The sequence below is a fragment of the Serinicoccus kebangsaanensis genome (genome assembly GCF_008919445.1).
Lineage (GTDB): Bacteria > Actinomycetota > Actinomycetes > Actinomycetales > Dermatophilaceae > Ornithinicoccus > Ornithinicoccus kebangsaanensis.
In genome coordinates, this window is record NZ_VSLG01000004.1 from 243,243 (window position 1) to 269,929 (window position 26,687).

27 protein-coding genes and 2 tRNA genes are annotated in these 26,687 nt (G+C 71.8%); 6 read left to right on the top strand and 23 right to left on the bottom strand.

The annotated features are described in order from the left end of the window. Positions 1–7: 7 nt before the first annotated feature. Together FXF60_RS06820 and FXF60_RS06825 are read right to left on the bottom strand one after the other, a co-directional pair. Positions 8–331 (bottom strand): Rv1322 family protein, encoded by a 324-nt coding sequence (locus tag FXF60_RS06820; RefSeq protein ID WP_238335743.1) that lies wholly within the window; start codon positions 329–331, stop codon positions 8–10. Positions 332–334: 3 nt separating this feature from the next. Then, a complete protein-coding gene (locus tag FXF60_RS06825; RefSeq protein WP_151524807.1) occupies positions 335–1,993 on the bottom strand; it encodes a 3-hydroxyacyl-CoA dehydrogenase family protein in 1,659 nt (552 codons plus the stop codon). Positions 1,994–2,080: 87 nt separating this feature from the next. Between FXF60_RS06825 and nucS the strand changes: the two genes are divergently transcribed. From nucS to FXF60_RS06845, 4 genes are read left to right on the top strand one after another with little or no spacing between them, the layout of a single operon-like run. Further along, positions 2,081–2,776 (top strand): endonuclease NucS, encoded by a 696-nt coding sequence (gene nucS, locus FXF60_RS06830; RefSeq protein ID WP_151524809.1) that lies wholly within the window; start codon positions 2,081–2,083, stop codon positions 2,774–2,776. A gap of 15 nt (positions 2,777–2,791) precedes the next feature. After that, entirely contained in the window at positions 2,792–3,196 is a 405-nt protein-coding gene (locus FXF60_RS06835; RefSeq protein WP_238335744.1) for a GtrA family protein, read from the top strand. Continuing rightward, complete coding sequence (locus FXF60_RS06840) at positions 3,193–4,719, top strand: gamma-glutamyltransferase (RefSeq protein WP_151524811.1); 1,527 nt, start codon at positions 3,193–3,195, stop codon at positions 4,717–4,719. The genes FXF60_RS06835 and FXF60_RS06840 overlap by 4 nt, the downstream gene beginning before the upstream one ends. A 33-nt stretch (positions 4,720–4,752) precedes the next feature. Further along, positions 4,753–5,379 carry a cob(I)yrinic acid a,c-diamide adenosyltransferase gene (locus FXF60_RS06845; protein WP_151524813.1) on the top strand — a complete coding sequence of 209 codons (627 nt, stop codon included), beginning with the start codon at positions 4,753–4,755 and terminating at the stop codon, positions 5,377–5,379. Here FXF60_RS06845 and FXF60_RS06850 read toward each other — a convergent pair. The 21 genes from FXF60_RS06850 to FXF60_RS06950 all read right to left on the bottom strand — a co-directional run bounded on the left by FXF60_RS06850 (position 5,376) and on the right by FXF60_RS06950 (position 26,369). Further along, complete coding sequence (locus FXF60_RS06850; protein ID WP_151524815.1) at positions 5,376–5,801, bottom strand: DUF2550 family protein; 426 nt, start codon at positions 5,799–5,801, stop codon at positions 5,376–5,378. The genes FXF60_RS06845 and FXF60_RS06850 overlap by 4 nt on opposite strands. 14 nt (positions 5,802–5,815) lie before the next feature. Further along, positions 5,816–6,097 carry a F0F1 ATP synthase subunit epsilon gene (locus FXF60_RS06855; RefSeq protein WP_151524817.1) on the bottom strand — a complete coding sequence of 94 codons (282 nt, stop codon included), beginning with the start codon at positions 6,095–6,097 and terminating at the stop codon, positions 5,816–5,818. A 79-nt stretch (positions 6,098–6,176) separates the two neighbouring features. Next, on the bottom strand, positions 6,177–7,457 hold the full coding sequence (locus FXF60_RS06860) for a uracil-xanthine permease family protein (RefSeq protein WP_151524819.1): 1,281 nt from the start codon (positions 7,455–7,457) through the stop codon (positions 6,177–6,179). A 180-nt stretch (positions 7,458–7,637) separates the two neighbouring features. Further along, positions 7,638–9,095 (bottom strand): F0F1 ATP synthase subunit beta, encoded by a 1,458-nt coding sequence (atpD, locus tag FXF60_RS06865; protein ID WP_151524821.1) that lies wholly within the window; start codon positions 9,093–9,095, stop codon positions 7,638–7,640. A 16-nt stretch (positions 9,096–9,111) separates the two neighbouring features. Then, positions 9,112–10,014 carry a F0F1 ATP synthase subunit gamma gene (locus tag FXF60_RS06870; RefSeq protein WP_151524823.1) on the bottom strand — a complete coding sequence of 301 codons (903 nt, stop codon included), beginning with the start codon at positions 10,012–10,014 and terminating at the stop codon, positions 9,112–9,114. A gap of 55 nt (positions 10,015–10,069) precedes the next feature. Then, on the bottom strand, positions 10,070–11,716 hold the full coding sequence (atpA, locus tag FXF60_RS06875) for a F0F1 ATP synthase subunit alpha (RefSeq protein ID WP_151524824.1): 1,647 nt from the start codon (positions 11,714–11,716) through the stop codon (positions 10,070–10,072). Positions 11,717–11,788: 72 nt separating this feature from the next. After that, a complete protein-coding gene (locus FXF60_RS06880) occupies positions 11,789–12,607 on the bottom strand; it encodes a F0F1 ATP synthase subunit delta (RefSeq protein ID WP_151524826.1) in 819 nt (272 codons plus the stop codon). Further along, on the bottom strand, positions 12,607–13,158 hold the full coding sequence (locus FXF60_RS06885; protein ID WP_151525003.1) for a F0F1 ATP synthase subunit B: 552 nt from the start codon (positions 13,156–13,158) through the stop codon (positions 12,607–12,609). The genes FXF60_RS06880 and FXF60_RS06885 overlap by 1 nt, the downstream gene beginning before the upstream one ends. A 143-nt stretch (positions 13,159–13,301) precedes the next feature. Next, on the bottom strand, positions 13,302–13,517 hold the full coding sequence (locus tag FXF60_RS06890; protein ID WP_075810795.1) for an ATP synthase F0 subunit C: 216 nt from the start codon (positions 13,515–13,517) through the stop codon (positions 13,302–13,304). A 91-nt stretch (positions 13,518–13,608) separates the two neighbouring features. Next, the gene (gene atpB / locus FXF60_RS06895; RefSeq protein ID WP_367889958.1) at positions 13,609–14,427 is read right to left on the bottom strand and encodes a F0F1 ATP synthase subunit A; all 819 of its coding nucleotides are present in this window, start codon (positions 14,425–14,427) and stop codon (positions 13,609–13,611) included. A 73-nt stretch (positions 14,428–14,500) separates the two neighbouring features. Further along, entirely contained in the window at positions 14,501–14,734 is a 234-nt protein-coding gene (locus tag FXF60_RS06900; protein ID WP_151524828.1) for an AtpZ/AtpI family protein, read from the bottom strand. Next, positions 14,731–15,168 carry a hypothetical protein gene (locus tag FXF60_RS06905; protein WP_151524830.1) on the bottom strand — a complete coding sequence of 146 codons (438 nt, stop codon included), beginning with the start codon at positions 15,166–15,168 and terminating at the stop codon, positions 14,731–14,733. Before FXF60_RS06905 ends, FXF60_RS06900 begins: the two co-directional genes overlap by 4 nt. 82 nt (positions 15,169–15,250) lie before the next feature. Next, on the bottom strand, positions 15,251–16,372 hold the full coding sequence (locus FXF60_RS06910; RefSeq protein WP_151524832.1) for a glycosyltransferase family 4 protein: 1,122 nt from the start codon (positions 16,370–16,372) through the stop codon (positions 15,251–15,253). 59 nt (positions 16,373–16,431) lie between these two features. Beyond that, positions 16,432–17,733, bottom strand: coding sequence for a serine hydroxymethyltransferase (glyA, locus tag FXF60_RS06915; protein ID WP_151524834.1), 1,302 nt, complete (start codon positions 17,731–17,733; stop codon positions 16,432–16,434). A gap of 5 nt (positions 17,734–17,738) precedes the next feature. Beyond that, entirely contained in the window at positions 17,739–18,575 is an 837-nt protein-coding gene (locus tag FXF60_RS06920; RefSeq protein ID WP_151524837.1) for an L-threonylcarbamoyladenylate synthase, read from the bottom strand. A gap of 345 nt (positions 18,576–18,920) precedes the next feature. Further along, positions 18,921–19,778 (bottom strand): peptide chain release factor N(5)-glutamine methyltransferase, encoded by an 858-nt coding sequence (prmC, locus tag FXF60_RS06925; RefSeq protein ID WP_151524839.1) that lies wholly within the window; start codon positions 19,776–19,778, stop codon positions 18,921–18,923. Next, positions 19,775–20,854: a peptide chain release factor 1 gene (prfA, locus tag FXF60_RS06930; protein WP_151524841.1), complete on the bottom strand. Its 1,080-nt coding sequence runs from the start codon at positions 20,852–20,854 to the stop codon at positions 19,775–19,777. The genes prmC and prfA overlap by 4 nt, the downstream gene beginning before the upstream one ends. 93 nt (positions 20,855–20,947) lie before the next feature. Further along, entirely contained in the window at positions 20,948–21,163 is a 216-nt protein-coding gene (rpmE, locus tag FXF60_RS06935) for a 50S ribosomal protein L31 (protein WP_151524843.1), read from the bottom strand. Positions 21,164–21,273: 110 nt separating this feature from the next. Then, positions 21,274–23,244, bottom strand: coding sequence for a transcription termination factor Rho (gene rho, locus FXF60_RS06940; protein WP_192796641.1), 1,971 nt, complete (start codon positions 23,242–23,244; stop codon positions 21,274–21,276). 398 nt (positions 23,245–23,642) lie between these two features. Continuing rightward, positions 23,643–24,632, bottom strand: coding sequence for a homoserine dehydrogenase (locus tag FXF60_RS06945; protein WP_151524847.1), 990 nt, complete (start codon positions 24,630–24,632; stop codon positions 23,643–23,645). Positions 24,633–24,707: 75 nt separating this feature from the next. Beyond that, positions 24,708–26,369 (bottom strand): arginine--tRNA ligase, encoded by a 1,662-nt coding sequence (locus FXF60_RS06950; protein ID WP_151524849.1) that lies wholly within the window; start codon positions 26,367–26,369, stop codon positions 24,708–24,710. Between the two features lie 85 nt (positions 26,370–26,454). Between FXF60_RS06950 and FXF60_RS06955 the strand changes: the two genes are divergently transcribed. Together FXF60_RS06955 and FXF60_RS06960 are read left to right on the top strand one after the other, a co-directional pair. Then, positions 26,455–26,526, top strand: a tRNA-Arg gene (locus FXF60_RS06955). 40 nt (positions 26,527–26,566) lie between these two features. Next, positions 26,567–26,660 (top strand) — tRNA-Sec (locus tag FXF60_RS06960). Positions 26,661–26,687 lie beyond the last annotated feature (27 nt).

A 26,687-nucleotide genomic window follows, 5' to 3' on the forward strand; every position in this document is an offset into this window, starting at 1 on the left:
CTGGGTCCTAGGCGAAGGAGCCGCCCGGGCGGCGGCGCTCCCGCGCCGACCAGCAGACGGTATGCCAGTGGCGACGGTTCTCCGCCTGCTGCATCCCCTCGGTCGGCCAGGCGACCGTGTGCGCGACGTCGGCGCCGACCTGCTGCTGGCACCCCGGGCAGACGTACCGACGCCCGCTGTCGTTGGGACGGACCGTCCGGACCGACCAGACCTGCCCGGCGAACCGGACCTCCTGGACGCCGCGGCGCAGCAGGTCACCGGGCGGGCCGGCGCCGGCCCGGGACCGGCCGCGCGGCCGACCGCCGCGGCGCGGCCGGTTGGAGCGCGGCACGGCTCAGCCCGTGAACGGGCGATCGAGCAGCACGTGCTCGATGAGCAGCGGGGAGGGCTCCACCGACTCCGGCGCGAAGCCGCCCGCCTCGGACAGCTCCTCGCACACGGTGAGGACCTCCTCGGCACCGATCTGGTCGATCATCGCGAACGGCCCGGCGGGATAGCCCAGCCCGAACTGCAGCGCGGTGTCGATGTCGGCGACGCTCGCATAGCCCTCGTCCAGCATGCGCACCGCGTCCATGAGGTGCGGCATGAGCAGGGCGTCCACCACCAGCCCCGGACGGTCACGGCAGACCACCGGCTCGGCCCCGATGCTGGTCACGACCTCGCGCAGCAGGGCCACGGTGGCGTCGTCGGTGGCGCTGCACCGGCCGATCTCCACGACCTGGCCGTTGCCGGTCGGGGCGTGCATGCGCAGCACCGCGGCCGTCTCCGGCCGACCGGACAGGGCCCCGATCGCCACCGCGACCTCGTCGTTGACCGTGGTGAGCACCGTCTGCGGCCCGCAGATCTCGCCCAGCACCTCCCAGAGCTCCTCGCCCTGGCCGCCGGCCTCCACCGGCTCGTCGTCCTCCATCTCGCCCCCGGGCGCCGCCGCGGCCTCGATCACCAGGCCGACCTCGGCCAGCGTGCCCAGCTCCTCGGTGTCCCGCGGATCGGCGACCTGCTGGACGGCATACCCGCCGTCGCGGAGCCGGGAGACCAGGTCGTCGGCGATCTCGCCGGTGCCGACCACCCCGACCCGGCTCAGCGTCCCGCTGGACGCCGCAGCCTCCTGCTCCGGGACGACCTGCCCGCTCCCGGGCCGGGCGTAGGCGTAGAAGCCCTCGCCGCTCTTGCGCCCGAGCAGCCCGGCGGTCACCATCCGCTCCAGCATCGGGCTCGGGGCGTGCATCGGGCTCCGGCTGTGGGCGTAGATCACGTCGCCGATGTGGTGGCAGACGTCCAGGCCGACCAGGTCCATCAGCGTGCACGGGCCCATCGGCAGGCCTGCCCCGACCCGCATGGCGGTGTCGAGGTCCTCCCGCGAGACGTGGCCCTGCTCCAGCATGCGGAGCGCGGAGACGAAGTAGCCGAAGAGCAGGTAGTTGGCGACGAAGCCGGCCCGGTCGCCCACCACGACCGGCCGCTTCCCGATCCGCTCGGCGAGGTCGACGACGGCGTCCCGGCTCGCCGCCGCGGTGCGCACCGTGGTGATCACCTCGACCAGCTTCAGCACGGGCGCGGGGTTGAAGAAGTGCATCCCCACGACCCGCTCGGGGTGCGCCGTGCCCGCCGCGATGGCGGTGATCGACAGGCTGGAGGTGTTGGACGCCAGCACGGCGTCGGGGGCGACCACGTCGTCCAGGGCGCCGAGGACCTGGTGCTTGAGGTCCATCACCTCGGGCACCGCCTCGACCACGAGGTCGGCGTCCGCCAGGTCCGCCAGGGCGGTCGTGATCGTGACCCGGTCGAGGATCTCGCGCCGGCCCGCCTCGTCCAGCTTGCCCTTGGAGACGGCCCGGTCGGTCGAGGCCTCCAGGATGCCGCGCCCGCGCTCGGCCAGCTCCTCGGTCGTCTCGACCCCGATCACGGCGAGCCCTCCCCTCGCGAAGACCTCGACGATGCCGGCACCCATGGTGCCCAGTCCGATGACCCCGACGGTGCTGATCTCACGCATGGCCCGATCATGTCACGGCGCCACGGGGCCCCCGCCCCACCGGTCGACGCGTCCGCGGCCGGTCGGCGGCGGGTTAGGCTGGCGGCCGTGCGTGTCGTCGTCGCCCGGTGCTCCGTGGACTACCACGGGGCCCTCGAAGCCCACCTCCCGCTGGCCACCCGGCTGCTCATGGTCAAGGCCGACGGGTCGGTGCTCGTCCACTCCGACGGGGGTTCCTACAAGCCGCTGAACTGGATGGCCCCGCCCTGCTCGATGGCGCAGACCGAGCCGGACGAGGTGGAGACCGAGCAGGGGGTCACGCAGGTCTGGCAGGTCTCCCACGGGAAGCGGGACGACACCCTCCGGGTCAAGATCCACGAGGTGCTCGCGGACACCACGCACGACCTCGGGATCGAGCCGGGGCTGGTCAAGGACGGCGTCGAGGCCCAGCTCCAGGCCCTCCTCGCCGAGCACATCACGACCCTCGGCGACGACTGGTCCCTGCTGCGAAGGGAGTACCCGACGGCCATCGGACCGGTGGACATCCTGTGCCGCGACGCGGACGGCGCGACCGTCGCGGTCGAGATCAAGCGGCGGGGCGACATCGACGGTGTGGAGCAGCTCACCCGCTACCTCGAGCTGCTCAACCGCGACCCGCACCTCGCCCCGGTGCAGGGTGTCTTCGCGGCGCAGCTCATCAAGCCTCAGGCGCGGGTGCTGGCCACCGACCGCGGGATCCGCTGCGTCACCCTCGACTACGAGGCGCTGCGCGGCCTGGACGACGCGGAGGCACGGCTCTTCTGAGCTAGCGTGGGCGGCATGCCAGCCCCGCACGGTCGGATGCGGTCCGTCCTGCGCTTCGTGCTCGTCGGGGTCGCCAACACGGCCGTCTACTACCTGTGCTACCGCCTGCTGCTGCTCGGTATGCCCTACGTCCCGGCCCACCTGCTGGCGTGGTCGGGGGCGGTCGTCTTCTCCTTCTTCGCCAACAGCCTGTTCACCTTCGGCGTGCGTCCCACCTGGAGACGGTTCCTCGCCTACCCGCTGACCACCGTGGTCAACCTCGCCTTCACCACCGCCGGCTCGGTGCTGCTCGTCGAGGCGGTGGGCCTGGACGAGCGCTACGCCACCCTGCTGGTGGGCCTGGCCGCGGTGCCGCTCACCTTCGTCCTCACCCGCTACGTGCTCACCGCCGGTCGCGGCTACGGCACAATCGACCCGTGACCCGTCCCGCCGCGATCGCCGCCCCCAACACCTACGCCACGGAGGCGGCGGCGCACGCGCTGGCCGCTGGCGGCACCGCCGTGGACGCGGCCATCGCCGCCATGGTGACCGCGACGGTCACCGAGCCGGGGGTCGTCTCCACCCTCGGGGGGTGCTTCATCAACGTCTGGGCGCCCGGGACCGACCCGGTGGTCGTCGACGGCAACGTCGAGATGCCCGGCCGCGGCATGAGCGAGGACGTGAGGGGCACCGGGCTCATCGAGGCCGCCTCGGACTACGGCGGCGGCATGGTGACCTACGTGGGACCCGGCTCGGTGGCCACCCCGGGGATGCTGGCCGCGATGGGCTGGGCGCACCGACGCTTCGGCCGGGCGCCCTGGGCCGAGCTGCTGCAGCCCGCAGCCGACGTGGCCCGGGCGGGGTACCCCCTGAGCCGGACGGCCCAGTCCTACCTGATCCTGGTGACCGAGACCATCCTGGCCTGGGACCCGGCCACCCGGGCGCTGCTGACCGACGACGGCGGGCCGCCCGCGGTCGGTCACCGCATCGTGGACCCGGTGCTGGCCGACACGCTCGAGCACCTCGGCCGGACGGGCGCGGGCGACGCCTACCACGGTGACGTGGCCCGGGCCGTCGACGCCGACATGCGCGCCCGCGGCGGACTGCTCTCGCTCGCCGACCTGGAGGCATACCAACCCGTCGTGCGCACCGCGCTGCGCAGCCGGCTCGGACCCTGGGACCTGGGGTGCAACCCTCCCCCGTCGATCGGCGGCCCGGTGCTCACCGCACTGCTGCGCCTGCTCGGCGCGACCACCGGGGAGATCGACCCGGCACAGGTCGCGCTGGTGATGAAGGAGGTGCTCGACATCCGGCTCGACCGGATCGACACCGCTGCCGATCTCGAGGCCGCCGGAGCCGAGCTGCTCCAGACCCTCCACCACATCGGCGCGACCGGCCTCCCCACGTCCCCCTCGACCGCGCACGTCTCCGTGGTCGACGGCGACGGCACCGCCTGCGCGCTCACCGCGTCGGCGGGATACGGGTCGGGGATGACGATCCAGGGGACCGGGCTGGTGGCCAACAACTCGCTCGGCGAGCTCGAGCTGAACCGCCTCGGGCTGCACTCGCTGGCGCCCGGCACCCGGCTCGCGTCCAACATGGCGCCCACGACGGCCCGGCGCGACGACGGTGCCGTGCTGGCCATCGGGACGCCCGGTGCCGATCGGATCACCACCGCGCTGGCCCAGGTGCTCACCCACATGGCGCGGCACGGCGAGGACCTGCAGACCGCCATCGACCGGCCACGTATGCATCCTCGGAGGCTGGAGGACGGCAGCACCCGGATCGACCACGAGGTGGACGAGGCGATCGCCACCAGCCTGGAGGCCGCCGGGCTGCCCCGGTTCGAGCACCCGCCGTCGTCGATGTACTTCGGCGGCGTGGGGGCGGCCCTGCGCTCACCCCGGGGCGAGCTCACCGCGGCGGCGGACGACCGGCGCGTCGCGGCCACCCTGGTCACCTGAGCCGGGGCCGCCGGCACGTGGGACCATGCGGGCATGGTCAACCTGACGCGGATCTACACCCGGACCGGAGACGACGGCACCACGGCCCTCGGTGACAACGGGCGCACGAGCAAGACCGACGCCCGGCTGGCGGCCTTCGCCGACACGGACGAGACGAACTCGGTGATCGGTGTCGCCCTCGCCTGCGGCGACCTTCCTGACGAGGTCCGCCAGACGCTGTCCCGCATCCAGAACGACCTCTTCGACGTCGGTGCCGACCTGTGCATGCCGCTCCGGGCGAGCTACGAGTGGGAGCCGCTGCGGGTGCAGGCGGCGTGGGTCGAGGAGCTCGAGGCGGACTGCGACCGCTACAACGCCGACCTGCCGGCGTTGCGCTCCTTCATCCTTCCGGGCGGCAGCGCGGGCGCGGCCCTGCTGCACCAGGCCAGGACGGTGGCGCGGCGCGCCGAACGCTCCACCTGGGCGGCGCTGGCCGAGTACGGCGACCAGCCGGCGGAGCAGGACGCGGCCAAGGGCACCGGTGGCGTCAACCGGCTCACCGCGACCTATCTCAACCGGCTGTCCGACCTGCTCTTCATCCTCGCCCGGGCGGTGGCCACGACCGGCGCCGGGGACGTGCTGTGGCAGCCGGGAGGGGGACGCGAGCAGCGTCCTCGCTAGGCGACCTGGGTGTTCCAGCCGGGCGGGACCGCCTCGACCCAGGAACGCAGGGCGGTGTAGTGCTGCTCGCCCAGGGCGAGCTCGAAGCGGGACGTGCCGTAGCTGACCGGCACCCTGATCAGCCGCGCACCACCCAGGGCCGCTGCGTCCTGCGCCGCGAGGGGTCCGGCCACCCCCAGGTCCAGGTTGCCCCGCAGCCACGGACCGACGGAAAGACCGCCCCGTCCCCTGAGGGAGAGGCGGTCCTCGGTGAAGCGCAGCGTGCCACGACGCCAGGCACCGTCCTGGTCGCGGTAGGCGGCCGGCATCGGCGGGCAGGTGCTCCCCCGCTGCCCCGCGAGGTGGAAGGTGAACAGGCCCAGGCCCAGGATGACGAGGCCGCCCACGACGGCCATCAGCACCAGGACGAGTGAGCCCGTCATCGGCGACGCAGGGCCTAGTTCCCGGCCGGCGTCGAGAGTGCGCTGGCGTCCACCCGGTCCGCGACGATGACGACCAGGTCGTCGTCCACCGACAGGAAGCCGCCGTCGATGGTGACCTTCTCGGTGCTCCCCCCGTGATGGATGCCGACCTCGCCCTCGACCAGCACGGCCAGCACCGGGGTGTGGCCCGGCATGATGCCGAGGTCGCCGTCGATGCTCCGGGCGCTCACCATGGACGCTTCGCCGGCCCAGACCTTGCGGTCCGCCGCGACGAGCTCGACCTGCAGTGCACTCACGAGTTGTGTCCCTTCGGGTGGTGGTTCGGGAGTCGAGTCTACCGGCCCCGCGCACCCGGGCCGGACGGGGCCGGGAGCCTCACCCGCGGGTGCCGGCCCCTTCGTCGACGGCTCCGGTGATCCGGTTGAGCCCGTGCATGCCGTGGTGGACGAGCAGGGCGGCGGCGGTCCCCAGCGCGATCCCCTCGAAGCTCAGCACCCCCACGTCCCAGGTGTAGTTCGCGATGCCGACGACGAGGGCCACCCCGGCCGTCGCGAGGTTGATCGGGTCGCCGAAGTCCACGCGGTGCTCCACCCAGATCCGCACGCCCAGCACCCCGATCATGCCGTAGAGGACAGTCGCCGCCCCGCCCAGCACCCCGGCGGGGACCGTCTGGATGAGCGCGCCGAAGGTCGGCAGGAAGGCCAGCGCGACGGCGGTGACCGCGGCCACCCAGTAGGCCGCGGTCGAGTAGACGCGGGTCGCGGCCATCACGCCGATGTTCTCCGCGTAGGTCGTCGTGCCCGAGCCGCCACCGGCCCCGGCCACCGTGGTCGCCAGGCCGTCCGAGATGAGGGTCCGGCCGAGCATGTGGTCGAGCGCGTCCGCGGACTCACCGGTCATCTGCGCCACCGACTTCACGTGGCCGATGTTCTCCGCCACCAGCACCAGCACGACGGGCAGGAAGAGCCCCGCCACGCCGAGGTGGAACTCCGGGGCCATGAGCGGCGGCGCACCCAGCCAGCCGGCGTCGGCGACGACCGCGAGGTCCACCTCGCCCCGGACCAGCGCGACGGCATACCCCACCAGGACGCCGAGCAGGATGGACAGGCGCCCGAGCAGCCCACGGAAGAGCACGCCGCACACCAGGATCGCCACGAGGGTGACGAGGGCGGTGACCGGTGCCTGCTCCACGTTGGCCCAGGCGGCCGGGGCCAGGTTGAGCCCGATCAGGGCCACGATCGCGCCGGTCACCACCGGCGGCATCAACCGGGCGATCCACCCGTGCCCGACCAGCTGCACGACCACGCCCACGGCGGCCAGCCCGACCCCGGCCATGACCACGCCGCCCAGGGCGCCGGCCGGGCCGTGCTGTGCCTGCGCGGCGGCGATCGGGGCCAGGAAGGCGAAGCTGGACCCCAGGTAGGACGGCACCCTGTTGCGCGTGATGAGCAGGAAGAGCATGGTGCCCAGACCGCTGAAGAGCAGCGTGGTGCTGGGTGGGAAGCCGGTGATCAGCGGCACCAGGAAGGTGGCGCCGAACATCGCCACCACGTGCTGCATGCCGATCCCGATGGTCGGGACCCACGCCAGCCGTTCGCGCGGTCCGACCACCTCGCCTGGCCGGATCCGGGTGCCATCACCGTGCACGGTCCACATGGCCAGCAGCTCCTCGGGGGCTCAGAGCAACCACGCGCGGCGCTCGGTGGGGGTGTGCGCAACCACGCGCGGCGCTCGGTGGGGGTGTGAGCGACCACGCCCGGCGCTCGGTGGCACGGAACAGGCCTCCGGGGACTGAAGCTCGAGTCCCCGAAGGCCTGTCCGGTCACTAGGGGGTGGTCAGCTGTTCTTCTCCAGCTCGGCCGCCTGACGCTCGACGTCCTCGAGCCCGCCGCACATGAAGAAGGCCTGCTCGGGGAGGTGGTCGTAGTCGCCGTCGGCGACCTTGGTGAAGGCCTCGATCGTGTCCGACAGCGGCACGGTCGAGCCCTCGATGCCGGTGAACTGCTTGGCCACGTAGGTGTTCTGCGACAGGAACCGCTGGATCCGGCGCGCGCGACCGACGAGGATCTTGTCCTCCTCGGACAGCTCGTCGATGCCGAGGATCGCGATGATGTCCTGCAGCTCCTTGTAGCGCTGCAGGATCGACTTGATCCGCACGGCGGTGTCGTAGTGCTCCCGGCTGATGTAGCGCGGGTCGAGGATCCGGCTGGTCGAGGTCAGCGGGTCCACGGCCGGGTAGATGCCCATCGAGGCGATCGGGCGGGACAGCTCGGTGGTGGCGTCCAGGTGGGCGAAGGTGGTCGCCGGGGCCGGGTCGGTGTAGTCGTCGGCCGGCACGTAGATCGCCTGCATCGAGGTGATCGAGTGACCACGCGTGGAGGTGATGCGCTCCTGCAGGGTGCCCATCTCGTCGGCCAGGTTGGGCTGGTAGCCCACCGCCGACGGCATCCGGCCCAGCAGGGTGGACACCTCGGAGCCGGCCTGGGTGAAGCGGAAGATGTTGTCGATGAAGAGCAGCACGTCCTGCTTCTGCACGTCGCGGAAGTACTCCGCCATCGTCAGCGCGGACAGGGCCACGCGCAGACGGGTGCCCGGCGGCTCGTCCATCTGCCCGAAGACCAGCGCGGTCTGGCCGAGCACGCCGGCCTCCTCCATCTCCACGATGAGGTCGTTGCCCTCACGGGTCCGCTCGCCGACGCCGGCGAAGACGGACACACCACCGTGGTCACGGGCGACACGGGCGATCATCTCCTGGATGAGCACGGTCTTGCCCACACCGGCGCCACCGAACAGGCCGATCTTGCCGCCCTGGACGTACGGCGTCAGCAGGTCGATGACCTTGATGCCGGTCTCGAACATCTGGGTCTTGGACTCCAGCTGGTCGAAGGCGGGCGCCTGGCGGTGGATGCCCCAGCGCTCCTCGACCTCGATGGTCTCGCCCTCGGGCAGGTCGAGGACCTCACCGGTGGCGTTGAAGACGTGGCCCAGGGTCACGTCGCCGACCGGCACCGTGATCGGGCCGCCGGTGTCCTGCACCGGCGCGCCGCGGACCAGGCCGTCGGTGGGCTGGAGCGAGATCGCCCGCACCATGTTGTCGCCGATGTCCTGGGCGACCTCGAGGTTGACGGTCTTGGCCTCGCCGCCGACCTCGACCTCGGTCTTGAGCAGGTTGTAGAGCGCGGGCATCTGCCCCGGGGGGAACTCGACGTCGACGACCGGGCCGATGATCCGGGCCAGTCGACCCACGGCGCCCTGGGTCTGCTCCGTGCTGGGAGCCTCGGTGGTAGCAGTCATGGCTACGTGCTTCCTCTCACTTCTTGGCGTCGGCGAGGGCGCTCGCGCCGCCCACGATTTCGCTGATCTCTTGGGTGATCTCGGCCTGGCGGGCCTGGTTGGCAAGACGCGTGTAGGTCTTGATGAGCTCCTCGGCGTTGTCCGTCGCCGACTTCATCGCGCGCTGGCGGGCGGCCAGCTCGGAGGCGGCGGACTGGAGCAGGGCGTTCCAGATCCGCGAGGTGATGTAGCGCGGCAGCAGGGCGTCCAGCACCTCGGCGGCGTCCGGCTCGAACTCGTAGAGCGGGAAACCGTTCTCCGGTGTCCTGGGGGCGGCGTCCTCCACGACCTCCAGCGGCAGCAGACGGGTGACCTGCACCTCCTGGGTCACCATGTTGACGAAGCGGGTGTAGACGACGTGGATCTCGTCGACCCCACCCTCGTCCGAACCCTTGGTGAACTCACCGATCAGCCGCTCCGAGATCTCCTGCGCGACGTCGAACGTCGGGGAGTCGGAGAAGCCGCTCCAGGAGTCCTCGTAGGGCCGGCTGCGGAAGTTGTAGTAGGACTCCGCCTTGCGCCCGGTGAGGTAGGGGACGAACTCCATGCCGGAGTCCTCGACGAGCTCGCGCAGCTGCTCGCTGCGCTTGAGCACGTTCGCGGCATACGCCCCGGCCAGTCCCCGGTCGGAGGTGATGACGAGCACCCCGGCCCGCTTCGGCTGCTCCCGCTTCGTGGTGAGCGGGTGGTCGACGTCGGCGTGTGTCGCGACCGCCGACGCCGCCCGGGTGATGGCCCGGGCATACGGCGTCGTCTCGGCGACCCGCTGGCGGGCCTTCACCACCCGAGAGGCGGCGATGAGCTCCATCGCCCGGGTGATCTTCTTGGTCGACTGGACGGACCGGCTGCGCTGGCGGTACTCCCGCTGCTGCGCTCCCATATCTCGCCTCTCTCGCTTCGGTGGTGGTCGTGCGGATCGCTGGTATGCCCGGCGCTCAGTGGCGCTGGACGGTCAGCTGCTCCTGGTCGACCTCGTCATCGCCCATGGCCTCGACCGAGTCCTCCTCGGCGGAGCCGACGCTGACCTCGGCGCTGTCGTCCGGGGTGAACTCCTGCTTGAACGCCGTCATCGCGTCCGCGAGGGCAGCCTCGGTGTCGTCGCCGAGCTTGCCGCTCTCGCGGATGCCGCTCAGCAGCCCGTCGTGCTCGCGGCCGAGGTACTCGACCCACTCGGTCTCGAACCGGCGCACGTCGCTCACCGGGACCTCGTCGATGTGCCCGTTGGTGCCGGCCCAGATCGTCGCGACCTGCTCCTCGACCGACACCGGCGAGGACTGCGGCTGCTTGAGGATCTCGACCATGCGCGCACCGCGGGCCAGCTGCGCCTTGGACGCGTCGTCCAGGTCGGAGGCGAACATCGCGAAGGCCTCCATCTCGCGGAACTGCGCCAGGTCGACCTTGAGCCGTCCGGAGACCGACTTCATCGCCTTGATCTGGGCGGCGCCACCGACGCGGGACACGGAGACACCCACGTCGATCGCGGGGCGGACGTTGGAGTTGAACAGGTCGGCCTGCAGGTAGATCTGCCCGTCGGTGATGGAGATGACGTTGGTCGGGATGTAGGCCGACACGTCACCCGCCTTGGTCTCGATGATCGGCAGCCCGGTCATCGAGCCGGCGCCCATCTCGTCGGACAGCTTGGCGCAACGCTCCAGCAGCCGGGAGTGCAGATAGAAGACGTCGCCCGGGTAGGCCTCACGACCCGGCGGGCGGCGCAGCAGCAGCGACACGGCGCGGTAGGCCTCGGCCTGCTTGGACAGGTCGTCGAACACGATGAGCACGTGCTTGCCGTCGTACATCCAGTGCTGGCCGATGGCCGAGCCGGTGTACGGCGCGAGGTACTTGAAGCCGGCGGCGTCGGAGGCCGGGGCGGCGACGATCGTGGTGTAGTCCAGGGCGCCGTTCTCCTCCAGCGTGCCGCGCACGGAGGCGATGGTGGAGCCCTTCTGGCCGATCGCGACGTAGATGCAGCGCACCTGCTTGTCCGGGTCGCCGGACTCCCAGTTGGCCTTCTGGTTGAGGATCGTGTCGATTGCGACCGTGGTCTTGCCGGTCTGCCGGTCACCGATGATGAGCTGGCGCTGGCCCCGACCGATGGGGATCATCGAGTCGATCGCCTTGATCCCGGTCTGCAGCGGCTCGTGCACCGACTTGCGGGCCATCACGCCGGGAGCCTGCAGCTCCAGCGCGCGGCGACCCTCGGTCTCGATCTCGCCCAGTCCGTCGACCGGCTGGCCCAGCGGGTTGACGACGCGGCCGAGGTAGCCGTCGCCGACCGGGACCGAGAGGACCTCGCCGGTCCGGCGGACGTCCTGGCCCTCCTCGATCCCGGAGAAGTCACCGAGGACGATCACGCCGACCTCGTGCACGTCGAGGTTCAGCGCCAGGCCGAGCGTGCCGTCCTCGAACTCGAGCAGCTCGTTGGTCATCACCGAGGGCAGCCCCTCGACGTGGGCGATGCCGTCACCGGCATCGACCACCCGGCCGACCTCTTCGCGCGAGGCCGTGCCCGGCTCGTAGGACTGGACGAACTGGTCCAGCGCGTCCCGGATCTCCTCCGGACGGATCGAAAGCTCCGTCATGTCTCTTCTCCTCGTCGTGGCCCGGGGTTGGTGGTCGGGCCGGTGCTGTGGGGTATGTCGTTGGGCGGTGGGTCAGCTGGCCATGAGGCGGCGAGCCTGGTCGAGACGATGGCTCACGGTGCCGTCGATGACCTCGTCACCGATCTCCACCCTGATGCCACCGACGACCCCTGGGTCGATGACCACGTTGGTGTGCACGGTGCGGCCGTACTGCCGGGTCAGGGTGGCGCGCAGGGCGTCCTCCTGCTCGGTGGTGAGGGGGACCGCGGTCGTCACGACGGCGGTCACCTGGTCCTGCAGCTCGGCCGCCTGGTCGAGGTATGCCGCGAGCGTGCGCTCCACCCGGCTGCCCCGGATGCCGACGGCGGCCTGGGCGGCAAGGGTGACCGTCTCCGGCGCGGCCTTCACCGAGAGCAGCCGCTCCACGAGGGACCGCTTGGCCTGGGCGGGCGCGCGCCGGTCGCCCAGCGCGGCCTGCAGGTCGGGCGTCGACTCGACGATCCGGGCGAAGCGGAAGAGCTCGTCCTCGACGTGGTCCAGGCGGCCGGCCCGCTGGGCGTGCACCAGCTGGGCCTCGACCGAGAGCCGCTCCAGCGCGGTGGCCAGGTCGGTGACGCCGGACCAGCGCTGGGTCACCGTGGCCTTCGCGGCGTGCAGCGCGCCGTCGCCGACCTTGCCGGTCAGCAGCCGCTCGGCGATCGCTCCCCGCTCCGAGCCCTCACGCGAGGGGTCCGCGAGGGTGCGGGCCAGCACGGCGTTGCTGTCGACGAGACGGGCGACCGCCCACAGCTCCTCCCCGACCCGTGCGGGGTCGGAGCCGCCCTCGTGCTCCAGCACCTGCTGGAGCCCCTCACGGGCCCCGTGGTAGGAGCGGCGGTAGGCGCTGTCCATCAGCGGCCCTCGCCCGCGCCGAGCTTCTCCGGGGCGATGGCGCCGGAGTCCAGGTCGGCGAGGAAGCGGTCGACAATGCCTCGCTGCCGCGCCTCGTCATCCAGGGACTCCCCGACGATCTTGCTCGCCAGCGCGGTGGAGATCTGACCCACCTCGCCACGGAGCTGGACCATCGCCTGCTGGCGCTCGGCCTCGATCTGCTTGTGCGCGGTCTCGGTGATGCGGTTGGCCTCGGCGCTGGCCTGCTCCCGCATCTCGGCGATGATCTGGGCTCCCTGCTCCTTGGCGCGCTCGCGGATCTGCGCGGCCTCGGCGCGGGCCTCGCCGAGCTGCTCCTCGTACTTCTTCTTCGCGGCGGCAGCCTCGGCCTCGGCCTTCTCGGCCCGCTCCATGCCGCCCTCGATGGCCGAGGTGCGGTCGGCATACGCCTTCTCCAGGTTCGGCACGATGAACTTGGAGACGAACCAGAACAGGATGCCGAAGACGATCAGGCCGAAGATGAGCTCCGGGATGTAGGGCAGGATCGGGATCGCGTCCTCGCCGGCGCCCATCGGCTCGGCGGCGTTCTCCTCCTCGGCCGCGACCTTCAGCGCGCCCGCAACGATCGTGGTGTAGTCCACGAGCGGCTCCTCACTTGTGCGTGTCCGTCACCGGCCGGGACCGGCACGACGGACGGGTGGGTGGTGCGGGGTGATCAGCCGGTGAAGTAGGCGATGAAGAAGAGCACCAGGCCGAAGATGGCCAGCGCCTCGGCGAGCGCGAAGCCGAGGATGGCGATCGGCTGCAGCTTGCCCTGAGCCTCGGGCTGGCGAGCGACGCCGTTGATGTAGGCGGCGAAGATCAGACCCACGGCGATGGCCGGGCCGATCGTGGACACGCCGTAGCCCAGCAGGGTGATGTCACCAGTCACGTCAGTTTCTCTTTCTGTTGAGGTCCCGGTGCCCGACGGGCACCGGAGGCTTCTAGTGCGTATTCAGTTGTGGTCGGAGCGGCTGAGCGGGTCAGTGCTCGTCCGCCAGCGCACCGCCGATGTAGGAGGCAGCGAGCAAGGTGAAGACGTAGGCCTGCAGGAACTGGATCAGGCCCTCGAAGACGGTCAGTGCCACACCCAGCAGCCAGGCCGGGATCGCGACCAGCATCAGGCCGGGCTCGAAGGTCCGGAAGAGGTACCAGCCGCCGACGATGAAGACGACCAGCAGCATGTGGCCGGCGAACATGTTGCCGAAGAGCCGCAGCGCCAGGGTCAGCGGCCTCGTGATGAAGAAGGTGATGAGCTCGAGGAAGAGGATGAACGGCTTGATCCACCCCGGCAGGCCGCTGGGCAGCATGCCGCCGAGGTAGGCACCCACGCTGCCCTTCTTCCGCAGGCCGACCCAGTGGTAGACGACGTAGACCAGCAGCGTCAGGCCGATGGGGAAGCCGATGCGGGCCATCGCCGGGTTCTGGAAGGGCGGGATGATGCCGAAGAGGTTGTTCAGCAGGATGAAGACGAAGAGCGAGAAGAGGAACGGCACGAAGGGCATGAAGTCCTTGCTGCCGATCATGTCCCGCGCGATGCCGTTGCGGGCGAAGTTGTAGACCTGCTCGGTGAGCCACTGGCCCTTGCCCGGGACGATGGCCGCGCGCCGGGTGGTCAGGTGCAGCCACACCATGAGGGTCACCGCGGCGATCGCGACCAGGGCCATCGGCCGGGTGAAGTAGTACTCCGTGCCCGGGATGGCGAAGAGCGGCTGCCAGAAGTCTCCCGGGGTGGGCGGGAAGTGGCTGCCCTCACCTGCCATCGGCAGGACGAGGCCTGCGGCCGTCATGGTCGCACTCACGCGTTCTCCTCCACACAGTTCTTCAGGGACATCAGGGCCTGCGGGCAGGCGGACATGGACCCGGACACCGAGATCATGACCTACCGTACCTGAGCCAGATGACGTACATGGACGCCACCATGCCCACCACGACGCCGATCGGGAGCATCGCGACGGTCCCCCACCAGCGGTCCAGCCCGAAGCCGACGAGACCGAAGCCGGCCGGACCGGCGAGCAGGTAGGCGATGGCGCTGGTGGCCAGGTCGGTCTGGGCGCTCATGCCCTCCACCTCGGGCTCGTGACCACCGTGCGGCGAGGGGGTGCTCATGGCGTCGTGTCCCGTCCCGCGAGGTCGAGCTCGGACCGGGAGCGGAGGTAGCCCACGACCAGGCCGGCCTGGAAGACCAGCCCGAGGAGCACGAAGGCGACGACGAGCGGCACGATCTCGAGCCACGTCGTCCGCCCCAGCGCCCAGATGACCCCGGCCAGCGCTGCCATCTGCACGACGAAGACGGCGAAGGCACCGGCCATGGTGCTCGCGGTCGGCCCGGACAGCACCCCGCGGATGCCCAGCACGCCGAGGGCGAAGACGACGACCGAGAGGACCGCGCCGATCAGAGCGGACACCCCGGCCCACTCCCCTGCCGCGGCCCACGCGAGCAGCGGGACCACGACGACGAGGGGGAGGCTGGCAGCCAGCCCGGCCACCAGCATGGTGCGCGCAGCCGGCTGGGCGGCGGTCGCGGTGGCGGCGGGTGTCATGGTGGCGTGGCTCCCGTGGTCAAGGCTGATCGAGCGCTTGTGAAAGTTATCACAAGCAGCGTACGCGCCGCGAACCCGCAGGTCATCGGGCTGCTCCCGTGGTGCCCGTGGAGGACGGTGCGGGCTCCGCGCGCAGGGTCAGGGCCACGGCGATGAGGAGCAGCGCCAGGATGCCGAGCAGCGCCATCCACCCCGGCAGGTAGGCGAAGGACACGCTCCCCGCGGCGATGAGCAGCGACCAGAGGTAGAGCAGGACCACCGCGCGCCGGTGGCTGTGCCCGATGTCCAGCATCCGGTGGTGCAGGTGCCCGCGGTCCGGCTTCCACGGCAGCTGGCCGGCCCGGGTCCGTCGCAGGACGGCGAGCACCATGTCCAGGAAGGGCAGGGCGAGGATGGCCAGCGGGATGAGGATCGGGAGCAGCAGGGCCGTCGCCGCAGAGGCGGTGGCGACCGAGGAGCGGGGGTCCACCGAGCCGGTCATCGAGATGGTGGAGGCGGCCAGCAGCAGGCCGAGCAGCAGCGCACCGGCGTCTCCCATGAACAGCCGGGCCGGGTGGAAGTTGTGCGGCAGGAAGCCCAGGCAGACCCCGATCAGCGCGGCACTGATGAAGGTCGCCTCGGAGAAGACGTTGGGCGGGTCGAAGTTGCGGCTGACCAGGTAGGTCCAGCCGAAGAACGCCCCCGCCGCGATGAGCACCACACCCGCTGCCAGGCCGTCCAGCCCGTCGATGAAGTTCACCGCGTTGGTGGAGATGACGACGACCAGGATGGTCAGCGTCACCATCACGGGTTCGGGCAGGACGGTCACGCCGAGGATCGGCAACGACTCGAACTGCACGCCGTAGAAGGCCATGATCCCGCCGGCCAGGACCTGCCCCGCCAGCTTGGTCATCCAGTCCAGCTCGCGGATGTCGTCCACGGCGCCGAGCGCGGTGATGAGGACGGCGGCCGCCAGCACGCCGTAGAGCCGGGGCGTGGCGTCGAAGATCTGCCCGTGGTAGGGCAGCTGGGAGCCCAGCAGCACCGCGGCGCCGAAGCCGACGAGCATGGCGACCCCGCCCAGTCGCGGGATGGGCACCGAGTGCACGTCGCGGTCCCGCACCGCCGTCATCGCCCCCGACCGCACCGCGAGCAGCCGGACCAGCGGGGTGGCGAGGTAGGTGACGATGGCCGCGGTCAGCAGCACCATCATGAACTCGCGCACTGCCCCTCACCTCTCCCGGCGGGTCCGCGGCGACCGGTGTGCCGCCTGGTCTGGTCGGGTCAGCCGGCAGCCGGCTCGGGGTAGGCCGGGTGCGCGGTCATCAGCTCACCGACCTGGGCGCGGATCTCGCGGGCGACGGCGTGCTCCGGGTCGCCGTCGGTCTCCGTGACGGCGCGGTGGATGAGGTCGGCGATGGTGGCCATCTGGTCCGTGCCCATGCCCTGGGTGGTGACCGACGGGCTGCCCACCCGGATGCCCGAGGCCACGCCCGGCCGCTCCGGGTCGAAGGGGATGGCGTTCTTGTTGAGGACGATGCCGGCCGCGTCGCAGCGCGACTCGGCATCCACGCCGGTCACGCCCACACCGCGCAGGTCGTGCAGCGACAGGTGGGTGTCGGTGCCGCCGGTGATGGGGCGGATCCCGTGGCCGTCCAGGCCGGCCGCCAGGGCGGCGGCGTTGTCCAGGACCTGCTGGGCATACGCCTGGTAGTCCGGTGTCATGCACTCGGCGAAATTGACCGCCTTGGCGGCGACGCCGTGCATGAGCGGGCCGCCCTGCATCATCGGGAAGACGGCCCGGTCGATTTTCTTCGCGTGCTCCTCCCGGCAGACGATGGCGCCTCCCCGCGGACCCCGCAGCACCTTGTGCGTCGTGAACGACACCACGTCGGCGTGCGGCACCGGCGACGGGATGACCTGGCCGGCGACCAGCCCGACGAAGTGGGCGGCGTCCACCCAGAAGATGGCACCGACCTCGTCCGCGATCGCCCGGAACCGCTCGAAGTCGATGAGCCTCGGGATCGCCGACCCGCCGGCCAGGATGATCTTGGGGCGGTGCTCCTTGGCCAGCGCCTCGACCTGGTCGTAGTCGATGTCCTCGGTCTCGGCCGAGACACCGTAGTGGACCGCGTCGAACCACTTGCCGGAGAAGCTGGCCTTGAACCCGTGGGTCAGGTGACCGCCGTGGTCCAGGGACATGGCGAGGATGGTGTCTCCCGGCGCGGCGAAGGCGCCGTAGACCGCCTGGTTGGCGCTCGCGCCGGAGTGCGGCTGCACGTTGGCGTGATCGGCGCCGAAGAGGTCCTTGGCCCGCTGGATCGCGAGCTTCTCCACCTTGTCCACCTCGGCGCACCCGCCGTAGTAGCGGGCGTCGGGGTAGCCCTCGGCATACTTGTTGGACAACGTCGAGCCGAGCGCCGCCAGGACGGCGGGGCTGGTCTGGTTCTCGCTCGCGATCAGCTGGATGCCGGCCCGTTGCCGGTCGAGCTCGGAGACGAGCAGCTCGGCGATGTCCGGGTCCTGCTCGAGCAGTGCGCCGAACGAGGGGCCGTAGTAGGTGTCCGGGCTCACGCGCGTCGTCATGTGGCTCACTCTATGGGGTCCGCGGGGGACGCCGTGGACGTGGGCGGCGGCACGGTGCGCACGGCGTCGGCGGCCACCGGGACGCCGCTGGGCGTGATCGAGCCCACCGTGCTGGCCGGCTCGGAGCCGTCCTCCTCCGGAGTGCCGGACGACCGGATCGGATCCTGCTGCGGGGAGTCGTGCAGGGTGGTCGTCCCGAGCACCGCCCGGATGTCGGCCGCGCTGAGCGCGCCGAGGCGCAGGACCACCGGCTCCTCCCCCGTGCAGTCCAGGATGGTGGACGGCTCACCACCGGTCCGCGGACCCCCGTCGAGGTATGCCGCGACCGCGCCCCCGAGCTGGTCCAGCGCCTCCTGCGCCGTGGTGGCGGCCGGCTGGCCGGTCACGTTGGCGCTGGTGACCGCCATCGGCCCGACCTCTGCGAGCAGCGCGAGGGCGACCTCGTCGTCGGGCATCCGCAGCGCGACGGTGCCGTTCGTCTCGCCCAGGTCCCACTGGAGCGAGGGCTGGGCCCGGAGCACCAGGGTGAGCGGGCCGGGCCAGAAGTGCCGCATGAGGATGCGGGCATACATCGGAGGGTCGGTGGCCAGACCGTCGACCGTGCGGGGCGCGGGCACCAGCACCGGCGGCGGCATCTCCCGGCCCCGGTGCTTGGCCGCGAGCACCATCGCCACGGCGACCACGTCGAAGGCGTCGGCGCCCACGCCGTAGACGGTGTCCGTCGGCAGCACGACGACCTTGCCCTCGCGCACGACCTCCGCCGCCCGCTCCACCGATGCCGTCCTCGCCTGCTCGTCGGTGCAGTCGAGCACACGATCGTGCAACGGCGTGGTGCCGGACATGGGTCCTCCGTGGTCGGGCTGGGGCGAACCTGCCCATCCTCCCATGCCGGGACCGGGTCGCTTCGACTTGCAGGAGCCCGGGTCGCGCAGTTGGCTGAGGTGTTCCCGAGGCGGGCTCCAGCCGGAGCCGGCCCCGACCCGAAGGAAGTGAATCGGATGCGTGGAAGTGGTCTCATCTGGACGATCGTGGGTGTTCTGCTGATCATCGCCCTGCTGATCTACATCCTCTGACCTGACCGAGTCTGCTGGACCGGACCGAATTCGACCTCGGGTTCCGTCGCCATGGCGACGAAACCCGAGGTCGAATTCCGGCAAGGGGACGGCTCAGGGCTTGCAGGGGTCGGCTCAGGCGTCGCGGCGTCGGGCCCGCACCACCCGTGGACGCCCGGTGAGGTCCTCGTGGTCCGACACCTCGACCCACCCCTCGCGTCGCAGCAGCGCGGTGAGCGCGTCCCCCTGGACGTCCGCGTGCTCCATGAGCAGCACCCCGCCCGGACGCAGCAGCTCCGCCGCCCGACGGGCGAACTCCGCCGGCAGGGCGAGCCCGTCGCAGCCCCCTCCGTAGAGCGCCAGGACCGGGTCGTGCTCGCGCACCTCGACCTCCACCGGCTCGGCGTCCGGCGGGATGTAGGGAGGGTTGCTGACGACGACGTCCACCTCCCCGACCCAGTCCGCGAAGGCGTCCTGCGCCCGACCCAGGCGCAGGTCGACCCGGGGAGCGGTGTCGGCGACGTTCCGCCGCGCATACCCGTATGCCTGGGGCGAGAGCTCCACCGCCCCGACCCGGGCGTCCCGCGCCCGGGTGGCGATCGCGAGCGCGATCGCCCCGCTCCCGGTGGCGAGGTCGACCACGGTGGGTCGGTCCGCACCGTCCAGCGCCGCGAGCGCGAGCTCGACGAGGGTCTCGGTCTCCGGGCGGGGCACGAACACCCCCGGCCCGACGTGCAGCTCCAGGCCGGCGAAGGGGGCGACGCCCGTCAGGTGCTGCAGCGGGACCCGGTCGGCGCGCCGCACCACCAGGTCGAGGAAGCGCCCGTGCGGGGCGTCGCCGACCTGCTCGCGCAGGACACGCGCCCGCCGCAGCTCTGCCACCGACCGGCCCAGGGCGTGCGCGAGCAGCAGCTCGGCGTCCACCTCGGGGCTGGCCACCCCGGCCGCGGCCAGCCGCCGGGCCGCGGCGCGCACGAGCTCGTCGACGGTCACGTCTGGCCGGCGGCGTCCAGCCGGGCCGCCTCGTCGGCGTCCACCGCGGACTGCACCACCGGGTCCAGGTCGCCGTCCAGGACATGGTCCAGGTTGTAGGCCTTGAAGCCGGTCCGGTGGTCGGCGATGCGGTTCTCGCCGAAGTTGTAGGTGCGGATCCGCTCGCTGCGGTCGACCGTCCGGACCTGGCTGCGGCGCGCCTGGCTGGCTGCCGCCTCCGCCTCCTCCACCGCGATCTGGTGCAGCCGGGCCCGGAGCACCCGCAGCGCGGACTCCTTGTTCTGCAGCTGGCTCTTCTCGTTCTGGCAGGAGACGACGAGTCCGGTGGGCAGGTGGGTGATGCGGACCGCGGAGTCCGTGGTGTTCACCGACTGCCCGCCGGGACCGGAGGACCGGAAGACGTCGATCTTGAGGTCGTTCGGGTCGAGCTCGACCTCTGCCGGGTCCTCGATGTCCGGCATCACCAGCACGCCGGCGGCGGACGTGTGCACCCGCCCCTGGCTCTCGGTCACCGGCACGCGCTGCACCCGGTGCACGCCGCCCTCGTACTTCAGCCTGGCCCACGGAGCCTCGCCCGGTTGCGGGGCGCCGGTGGCCGTGATCGAGACCCGGGCCTCCTTGTAGCCGCCCAGGTCCGAGGGGGTGGCGTCCAGGAGCTCGGCCCGCCAGCCGCGCCGCTCGGCGTAGCGCAGGTACATCCGCATCAGGTCTCCGGCGAAGAGCGCGGACTCCTCACCGCCCTCCCCCGCCTTGACCTCGAGGATCACGTCCCGGTCGTCGTCCGGGTCCCGCGGCACCAGCTGGCGCCGCAGCTGCTCCACGGCGTCGGCCGCCGCCTGCTCCAGGGCGGGGAGCTCGGTCGCGAAGGCCGGGTCCTCCTCGGCCAGCTCGCGAGCGGCCTCCAGGTCGCCGGTCGCCGCCTCCCAGCCCCGGTATGCCGTCACGACCGGCCCGAGCGCGGCATACCGCTTGTTCAGCCGCCGCAGCGCGGACGGGTCGCCGTGCACGACCGGGTCCGCGAGCTGGCGCTCGATGTCCGCGTGCTCCGCGAGCAGCGGACGGGCGGAGTCGAACACCGTGCCCTCCTGGCTGGTGACGTGGATGAGCTCGCCGCAGAACGGCGAACGCCGGCCCCGCGACGAGCTCGCGGGACCGGCGGTGCGCAGGTCTTAGTTGCCGGCCTTCTTGCCGTAGCGCTCCTGGAAGCGGGCCACGCGCCCACCGGTGTCCAGGATCTTCTGCTTGCCGGTGTAGAACGGGTGGCAGTTGGAGCAGACGTCGGCGTTGATGCGACCCGACGTGGCGGTGCTCCGGGTGGTGAACGACGCGCCGCAGGTGCAGGTGACCTGCGTCTCGACGTACTCCGGGTGGATGTCCTTCTGCATGTTTCTCCTTGGGATGGCGTGCGTCCCCGGGTCGCCCGCGCTGGTGCGCGGGCGTGAACCGGTGGGCCAGCGGATCAGTCTACGTGATCTGAGCCGGTGCGGTGGACCGCTCAGTCCTCGTCGTCCAGCCGGACCGAGCTGGTCTGCTGCACCTGGGTGAGGAACTCGTAGTTGTGCTTCGTCTTCTTCAACCGGTCGATGAGCAGTTCGATTCCCTGCTGCTGGTCGAGCGCGGAGAGGACCCGGCGCAGCTTCCACATGATCTTGAGCTCCTCGGAGCTCATGAGGATCTCCTCGCGCCGCGTGCTGGACGCGTTGACGTCCACGGCCGGGAAGGTCCGCCGGTCGGCGAGCTGACGCGACAGCTTCAGCTCCATGTTGCCGGTGCCCTTGAACTCCTCGAAGATCACCTCGTCCATCTTCGAGCCGGTCTCCACCAGGGCGGTGGCCAGGATGGTCAGGGAGCCGCCGTCCTCGATGTTGCGGGCGGCACCGAAGAACTTCTTCGGCGGGTAGAGCGCCGCGGAGTCCACACCACCGGACAGGATCCGCCCGGAGGCGGGAGCGGCGAGGTTGTAGGCACGACCCAGGCGGGTGATGCCGTCCAGCAGCACCACGACGTCCTGGCCCAGCTCCACCAGCCGCTTGGCGCGCTCGATCGCCAGCTCGGCGACCATCGTGTGGTCGCTGGCCGGGCGGTCGAAGGTCGAGGAGATGACCTCGCCCTTGACGCTGCGCTGGAAGTCGGTGACCTCCTCCGGACGCTCGTCCACCAGGACGATCATCAGGTGGACCTCGGGGTTGTTGGTGGTGATCGCGTTGGCGATGGCCTGCATGATCATCGTCTTGCCGGCCTTGGGCGGGCTGACGATGAGGCCGCGCTGGCCCTTGCCGATCGGCGTGACCAGGTCCACCACCCGGGTGGTCAGGTTCTTCTGCTCGGTCTCCAGCCGCAGCCGCTGCTGCGGGTAGAGCGGGGTCAGGCTGGAGAACTCGGGACGGCGACGTGCCTGCTCCGCCTCCTGGCCGTTGATCGTGTCCAGCCGGACCAGGGCGCTGAACTTGCCCTTGTCCCGCTTGTTGCCGGTGGAGGACACGGTGTGCTGGCCGGCGTCGCTGCCGTCCTGCGGCGCCTTGATGGCGCCGGTGACCGCGTCACCCTTGCGCAGGCCGTGCTTGCGGACCATGCCCATGGGGACGTAGATGTCCGTGGGGCCCGGCAGGTAGCCGGTGGTCCGGATGAAGGCATAGCTGTCCAGCAGGTCGACGACACCGCCGACCGGGACGAGGACGTCGTCCTCGGAGTAGCTCTCGGCCTCCTGCTGGCCGCCGCCATGCTGGCCGCCGCCCTGCTGCCCGCGGCCCCGCTTGCGGTCACGGTTGCGATTGCGGTTGCGGCGGCGTCCACGACGCCCGCCCTCGTCGTCGCCATCGGTGTCGTCGCGCCGCTGGTTCTGCTGCTGGCCGTCGGCGTTCTGACGACGGTCGTCCTGGCGGTTGCGGTCGTCCTGGCGGTTGCGGTCGTCCTGGCGCCCGTCGCCGCGCTGGCCCTGCTGGCCGTTCTCCTCACGCTGCGGACGCTCGCGCTGCTGCGGCTCGTCCTGCCGGCGCTGGTCCTCCTGCCCGCGCTGGTCGTCGCCGCCGGCACCCTCGCGCTCCTGCGCGGAGCGGGGCGCGCCGGCTGCCGAGCCGCCGCGACGGCTCCGTCGGGTGCGCGAGCCACCACCCGAGGTGTCGGTGTCGTTGCGCTCCGCCTGCGCCCGGTCCAGAGCGGCCTCGATGCCGCCGGCGGCGTCGCCGTCGCGCTCCTGCACGCGGCCGTCACGGGGAGCGGCGGTCGCGCCGGGAGCAGCCGCCTCACCGGACGCGGTCGTCTCACGGGGAGCGGTCGCCTCGCGGGTGGCGCCGTTGACGGACGCGGCGCCCCCGCGCCGCTCACGGATGGCGGACACCAGGTCCGCCTTGCGCATCTTGGGGTTCACGGTGATGCCCATGCCGGACGCCAGCTGCTGCAGCTCGGCCAGGCGGAGGGTGCTCAGCGCGCCTGTCTTGGTCGCGCCGGCCTCGGTGATCTCAGTCACGTGGGATTCCTTCCCCCTCGGTCTCAACCGGTTCGGGGTCTGAGGTGTCGCGGTGCGCGAAGAATGGCACCACGGTCGGACTCGCACGGGAAACAACCCGACAGCTGAGGGCCTGGATCAGGACACGTCGCTGATGATCGGCAGCCCGTGCGTGTGAGGTGCCTCGGAGCCGATCCATGAGATGGTTCGGCGTTGTCACGAGACGCCCTCAAGATAACACGCAGCAGGACCCGATCCATACCAGCCCTCGCGCGCGCTGCGCCTCCTCGACGCCTCCCGCTGACCATGAGCAAGGAAATCCGACGTGATGCAGGGACATTTCCCTGCATCTGCGCCGGCTTCCTTGCTCATGTGGGGCGGGTGGCGCGCAGGCCTGGGCCGGAGGGGTCGTGCGACGCTCAGCGACGAGCCGCGGCGAGCCCGGCCCGCACCACGTCCCCGAGCACCGCCGAGGCCGTCTGGTCCCCGCCGGCGCCCGCCCCGACCAGGCGCACCGGCCCGGCCAGCGCCGCCTCCAGCTCGACGACGTTGGTGCCACCCCGCGCCTGCGCCAGGGGGTCCTCGGCGGGCAGGATGAGCGGACGCACGCTGGCACGGACGCGCCCATCGGTGTCCCGCTCCGCGCTCGCGACGAGCTTCAGGACTCCCCCCTGCCGCGCCGCGTCCGCGAAGTCCGCGTCGGTCAGGTCGGCGATGCCGGTGACCTCCACCTCCTCCAGCGGCGCGGGCACCCCCCAGGCGGTCCGCGCCAGGATCGCGATCTTGGCCGCCGCGTCCAGGCCCTGCAGGTCCTCGGTGGGGTCCGCCTCGAGGTAGCCCAGCTCGCCCGCCTGGCGCACGGCGTCGGCGAAGGGCACCCCCTCCCGGCCGACGAGGTCCAGCACGTAGTTGGTCGAGCCGTTGACGATGCCCCGGATCCGGGTGACCTCGTCCCCGGCGAGCGACTCCCGCACCACCGCCATCACGGGCACCGCGGCCATCACCGCCGCCTCGTAGTGCAGGCCGGCCCCGTGCTCCGCCGCCAGGGCGTGCAGCTCCTCGCCGCGCCGGGCGACGAGCTGCTTGTTGGCGGTCACGACCTGGGCGCCCCGGCGCAGCGCCGCCTCGATGAGCTCACCTGCCGGCTCGCTGCCGCCCATGACCTCGACCACGACGTCAGCCCCCTCGGCGAGGGCGCGCGGGTCGTCGGTGAGCAGCGTGGTCGGTATGCCCTCCCGCGGCCTGCCGGTGTCGCGCACCGCGACGCCGAGCAGCTGCACGGGGCGGCCCGCCCGCTGCGCGTAGTGGTCGGCCCGGCCCAGCAGGGCGCGGGCCACGGCGCCGCCCACCGTGCCGCCGCCGAGCAGGGCGACGCGGAGGGGCGAGGGTGCGGACGGGTGCGTGGACACGAAACTGCTCCAGGGGTCGGTCGGTGGTCGGGGTCGGAGGGCGAGACCGTCCTGCGCGAGGTCGCCCCCTCCGGGTCACATTCGCTCGGGCGCGCTCACCCCGAGCAGGGACAGGCCGTTCGCCAGCACCTGCCGGGTGGCGTCGTTGACCCACAACCGGGTGCGGTGCAGGTCGGTGATCTCCTCGTCCGCGCTCATCGGCCGGACGCGGCACTCGTCGTACCACTTGTGGAAGTGGCCCGCGAGATCCTCCAGGTAGCGGGCGACCCGGTGCGGCTCGCGCAGCTGGGCGGCCTGGGCCACGACCCGGGGGAAGTCGCCCAGCGCCGCGAGCAGGACCGACTCGGTCGGGTGGTCCAGCAGCGCCGGGTCGAAGCCGTCCTCCCGGCGGACGCCGTCCTCCCCCGCCAACCGGGCCACGTTGCAGGTCCGGGCGTGGGCGTACTGCACGTAGAAGACCGGGTTGTCGTTGGAGCGCCGGCGCAGCTCCTCGCCGTCCAGGTCCAGCGGGGTGTCGGCGGGGAAGCGTCCCAGGCTGTACCGGATGGGGTCCGCGCCGATCCACTCCAGCAGGTCGGAGAGGTAGACGGCGTTGCCGCGCCGCCGACCCATCCGCTCGCCGCAGATGTTGATGAGCTGTCCGATCAGCACCTCGATGTTGGTGTCCGGGTCGTCCCCGGCGCAGGCGGCGATGGCCTTCAGCCGGCCGACGTAGCCGTGGTGGTCGGCCCCCAGCATGTAGACCTTCTCCGGGAACCCGCGGTCCTTCTTGGACAGGTAGTAGGCGCAGTCGGCGGCGAAGTAGGTCGGCTCCCCGTTGGCCCGGATGAGCACTCGGTCCTTGTCGTCACCGAAGTCCGTCGTGCGCAGCCAGACGGCACCGTCCGCGTCGAAGACGTGGCCCTGCTCGCGGAGCCGGTCGACCGCGGTGGCCACCGCCCCGCCGTCGTGCAGGCTCTTCTCGCTGAACCACACGTCGAAGTGGACGTGGAAGTCCTCCAGGGTCCGCGCGTTGGCGGCCACCTGCAGGGCCATCCCCTCCTCCCGGCAGACGTCCAGCGCCTCGGCCTCCGGCCGCGACAGCAGGTCCGGGTGGGTCTGCAGCACCTGGGCCGCGAGCTCGTCGACGTAGTCGCCCGCGTAGCCGCCCTCGGGCACCTCCTCGCCACGGGCCCGGGCGAGGACCGAGGCGGCGAGCCGGGTGGTCTGCGCTCCCGCGTCGTTGGTGTAGTGCTCGGCGGTGACGTCCGCGCCGGACGCCGACAGCAGCCGGTGCAGCGCGTCGCCCAGCGCCGCCCACCGGGTATGCCCGATGTGCAGCGGGCCGGTCGGGTTGGCCGAGACGAACTCCAGGTTGATGGTCCGCCCGGCCATCGTGTCGCCCCGCCCGTAGTCCTCCCCCGCCTCGACGACCGTGCGCGCCAGCTCTCCGGCGCTCGCGGTGTCGAGCGTGATGTTGAGGAAGCCCGGTCCGGCCACGTCGACCGCGGCGATCCCGTCGACACCGGTCAACCTCGGTGCCACGAGCTCGGCGAGCCGGCGCGGGGGCATACCCGCGCGCTTGGCCAGCTGCATCGCGACGTTGCTCGCCCAGTCGCCGTGCTCCCGGCTCCGGGGTCGCTCCACGCGCAGCGCCTCGGCGGGCGGGACCTCACCCTCGGCCAGGGCGACGTCGCCCGCGGTGACGGCCTCGGTGAGGACGGCATGGATCGCTCCGGCGAGCTGTTCAGGGGTCACCCGCACCAGTCTAGGGGCGCGCCACCACGGGCCCGAACCGGGATTTAGGGCACCTGCACGGGCGCTGCTAGAGTTGTCCGCTGTTGCCCCCGTAGCTCAGGGGATAGAGCACCGCCCTCCGGAGGCGGGTGCGCAGGTTCGAATCCTGCCGGGGGCGCTCCTCCTCACCGAGGGGCGCCGGCAACGCTCCTCCTCGAGGGGGCGTCAGGGTTCCTGGTGGGCCCCCCGGGCTTCAACCCCGTGGAACGGCGACCCGTCGTCGTTGGCAGGTTCGATTCCTGTCCGCCTCCGCCGTCGGCACCCTTGTTAGGCTGCCCA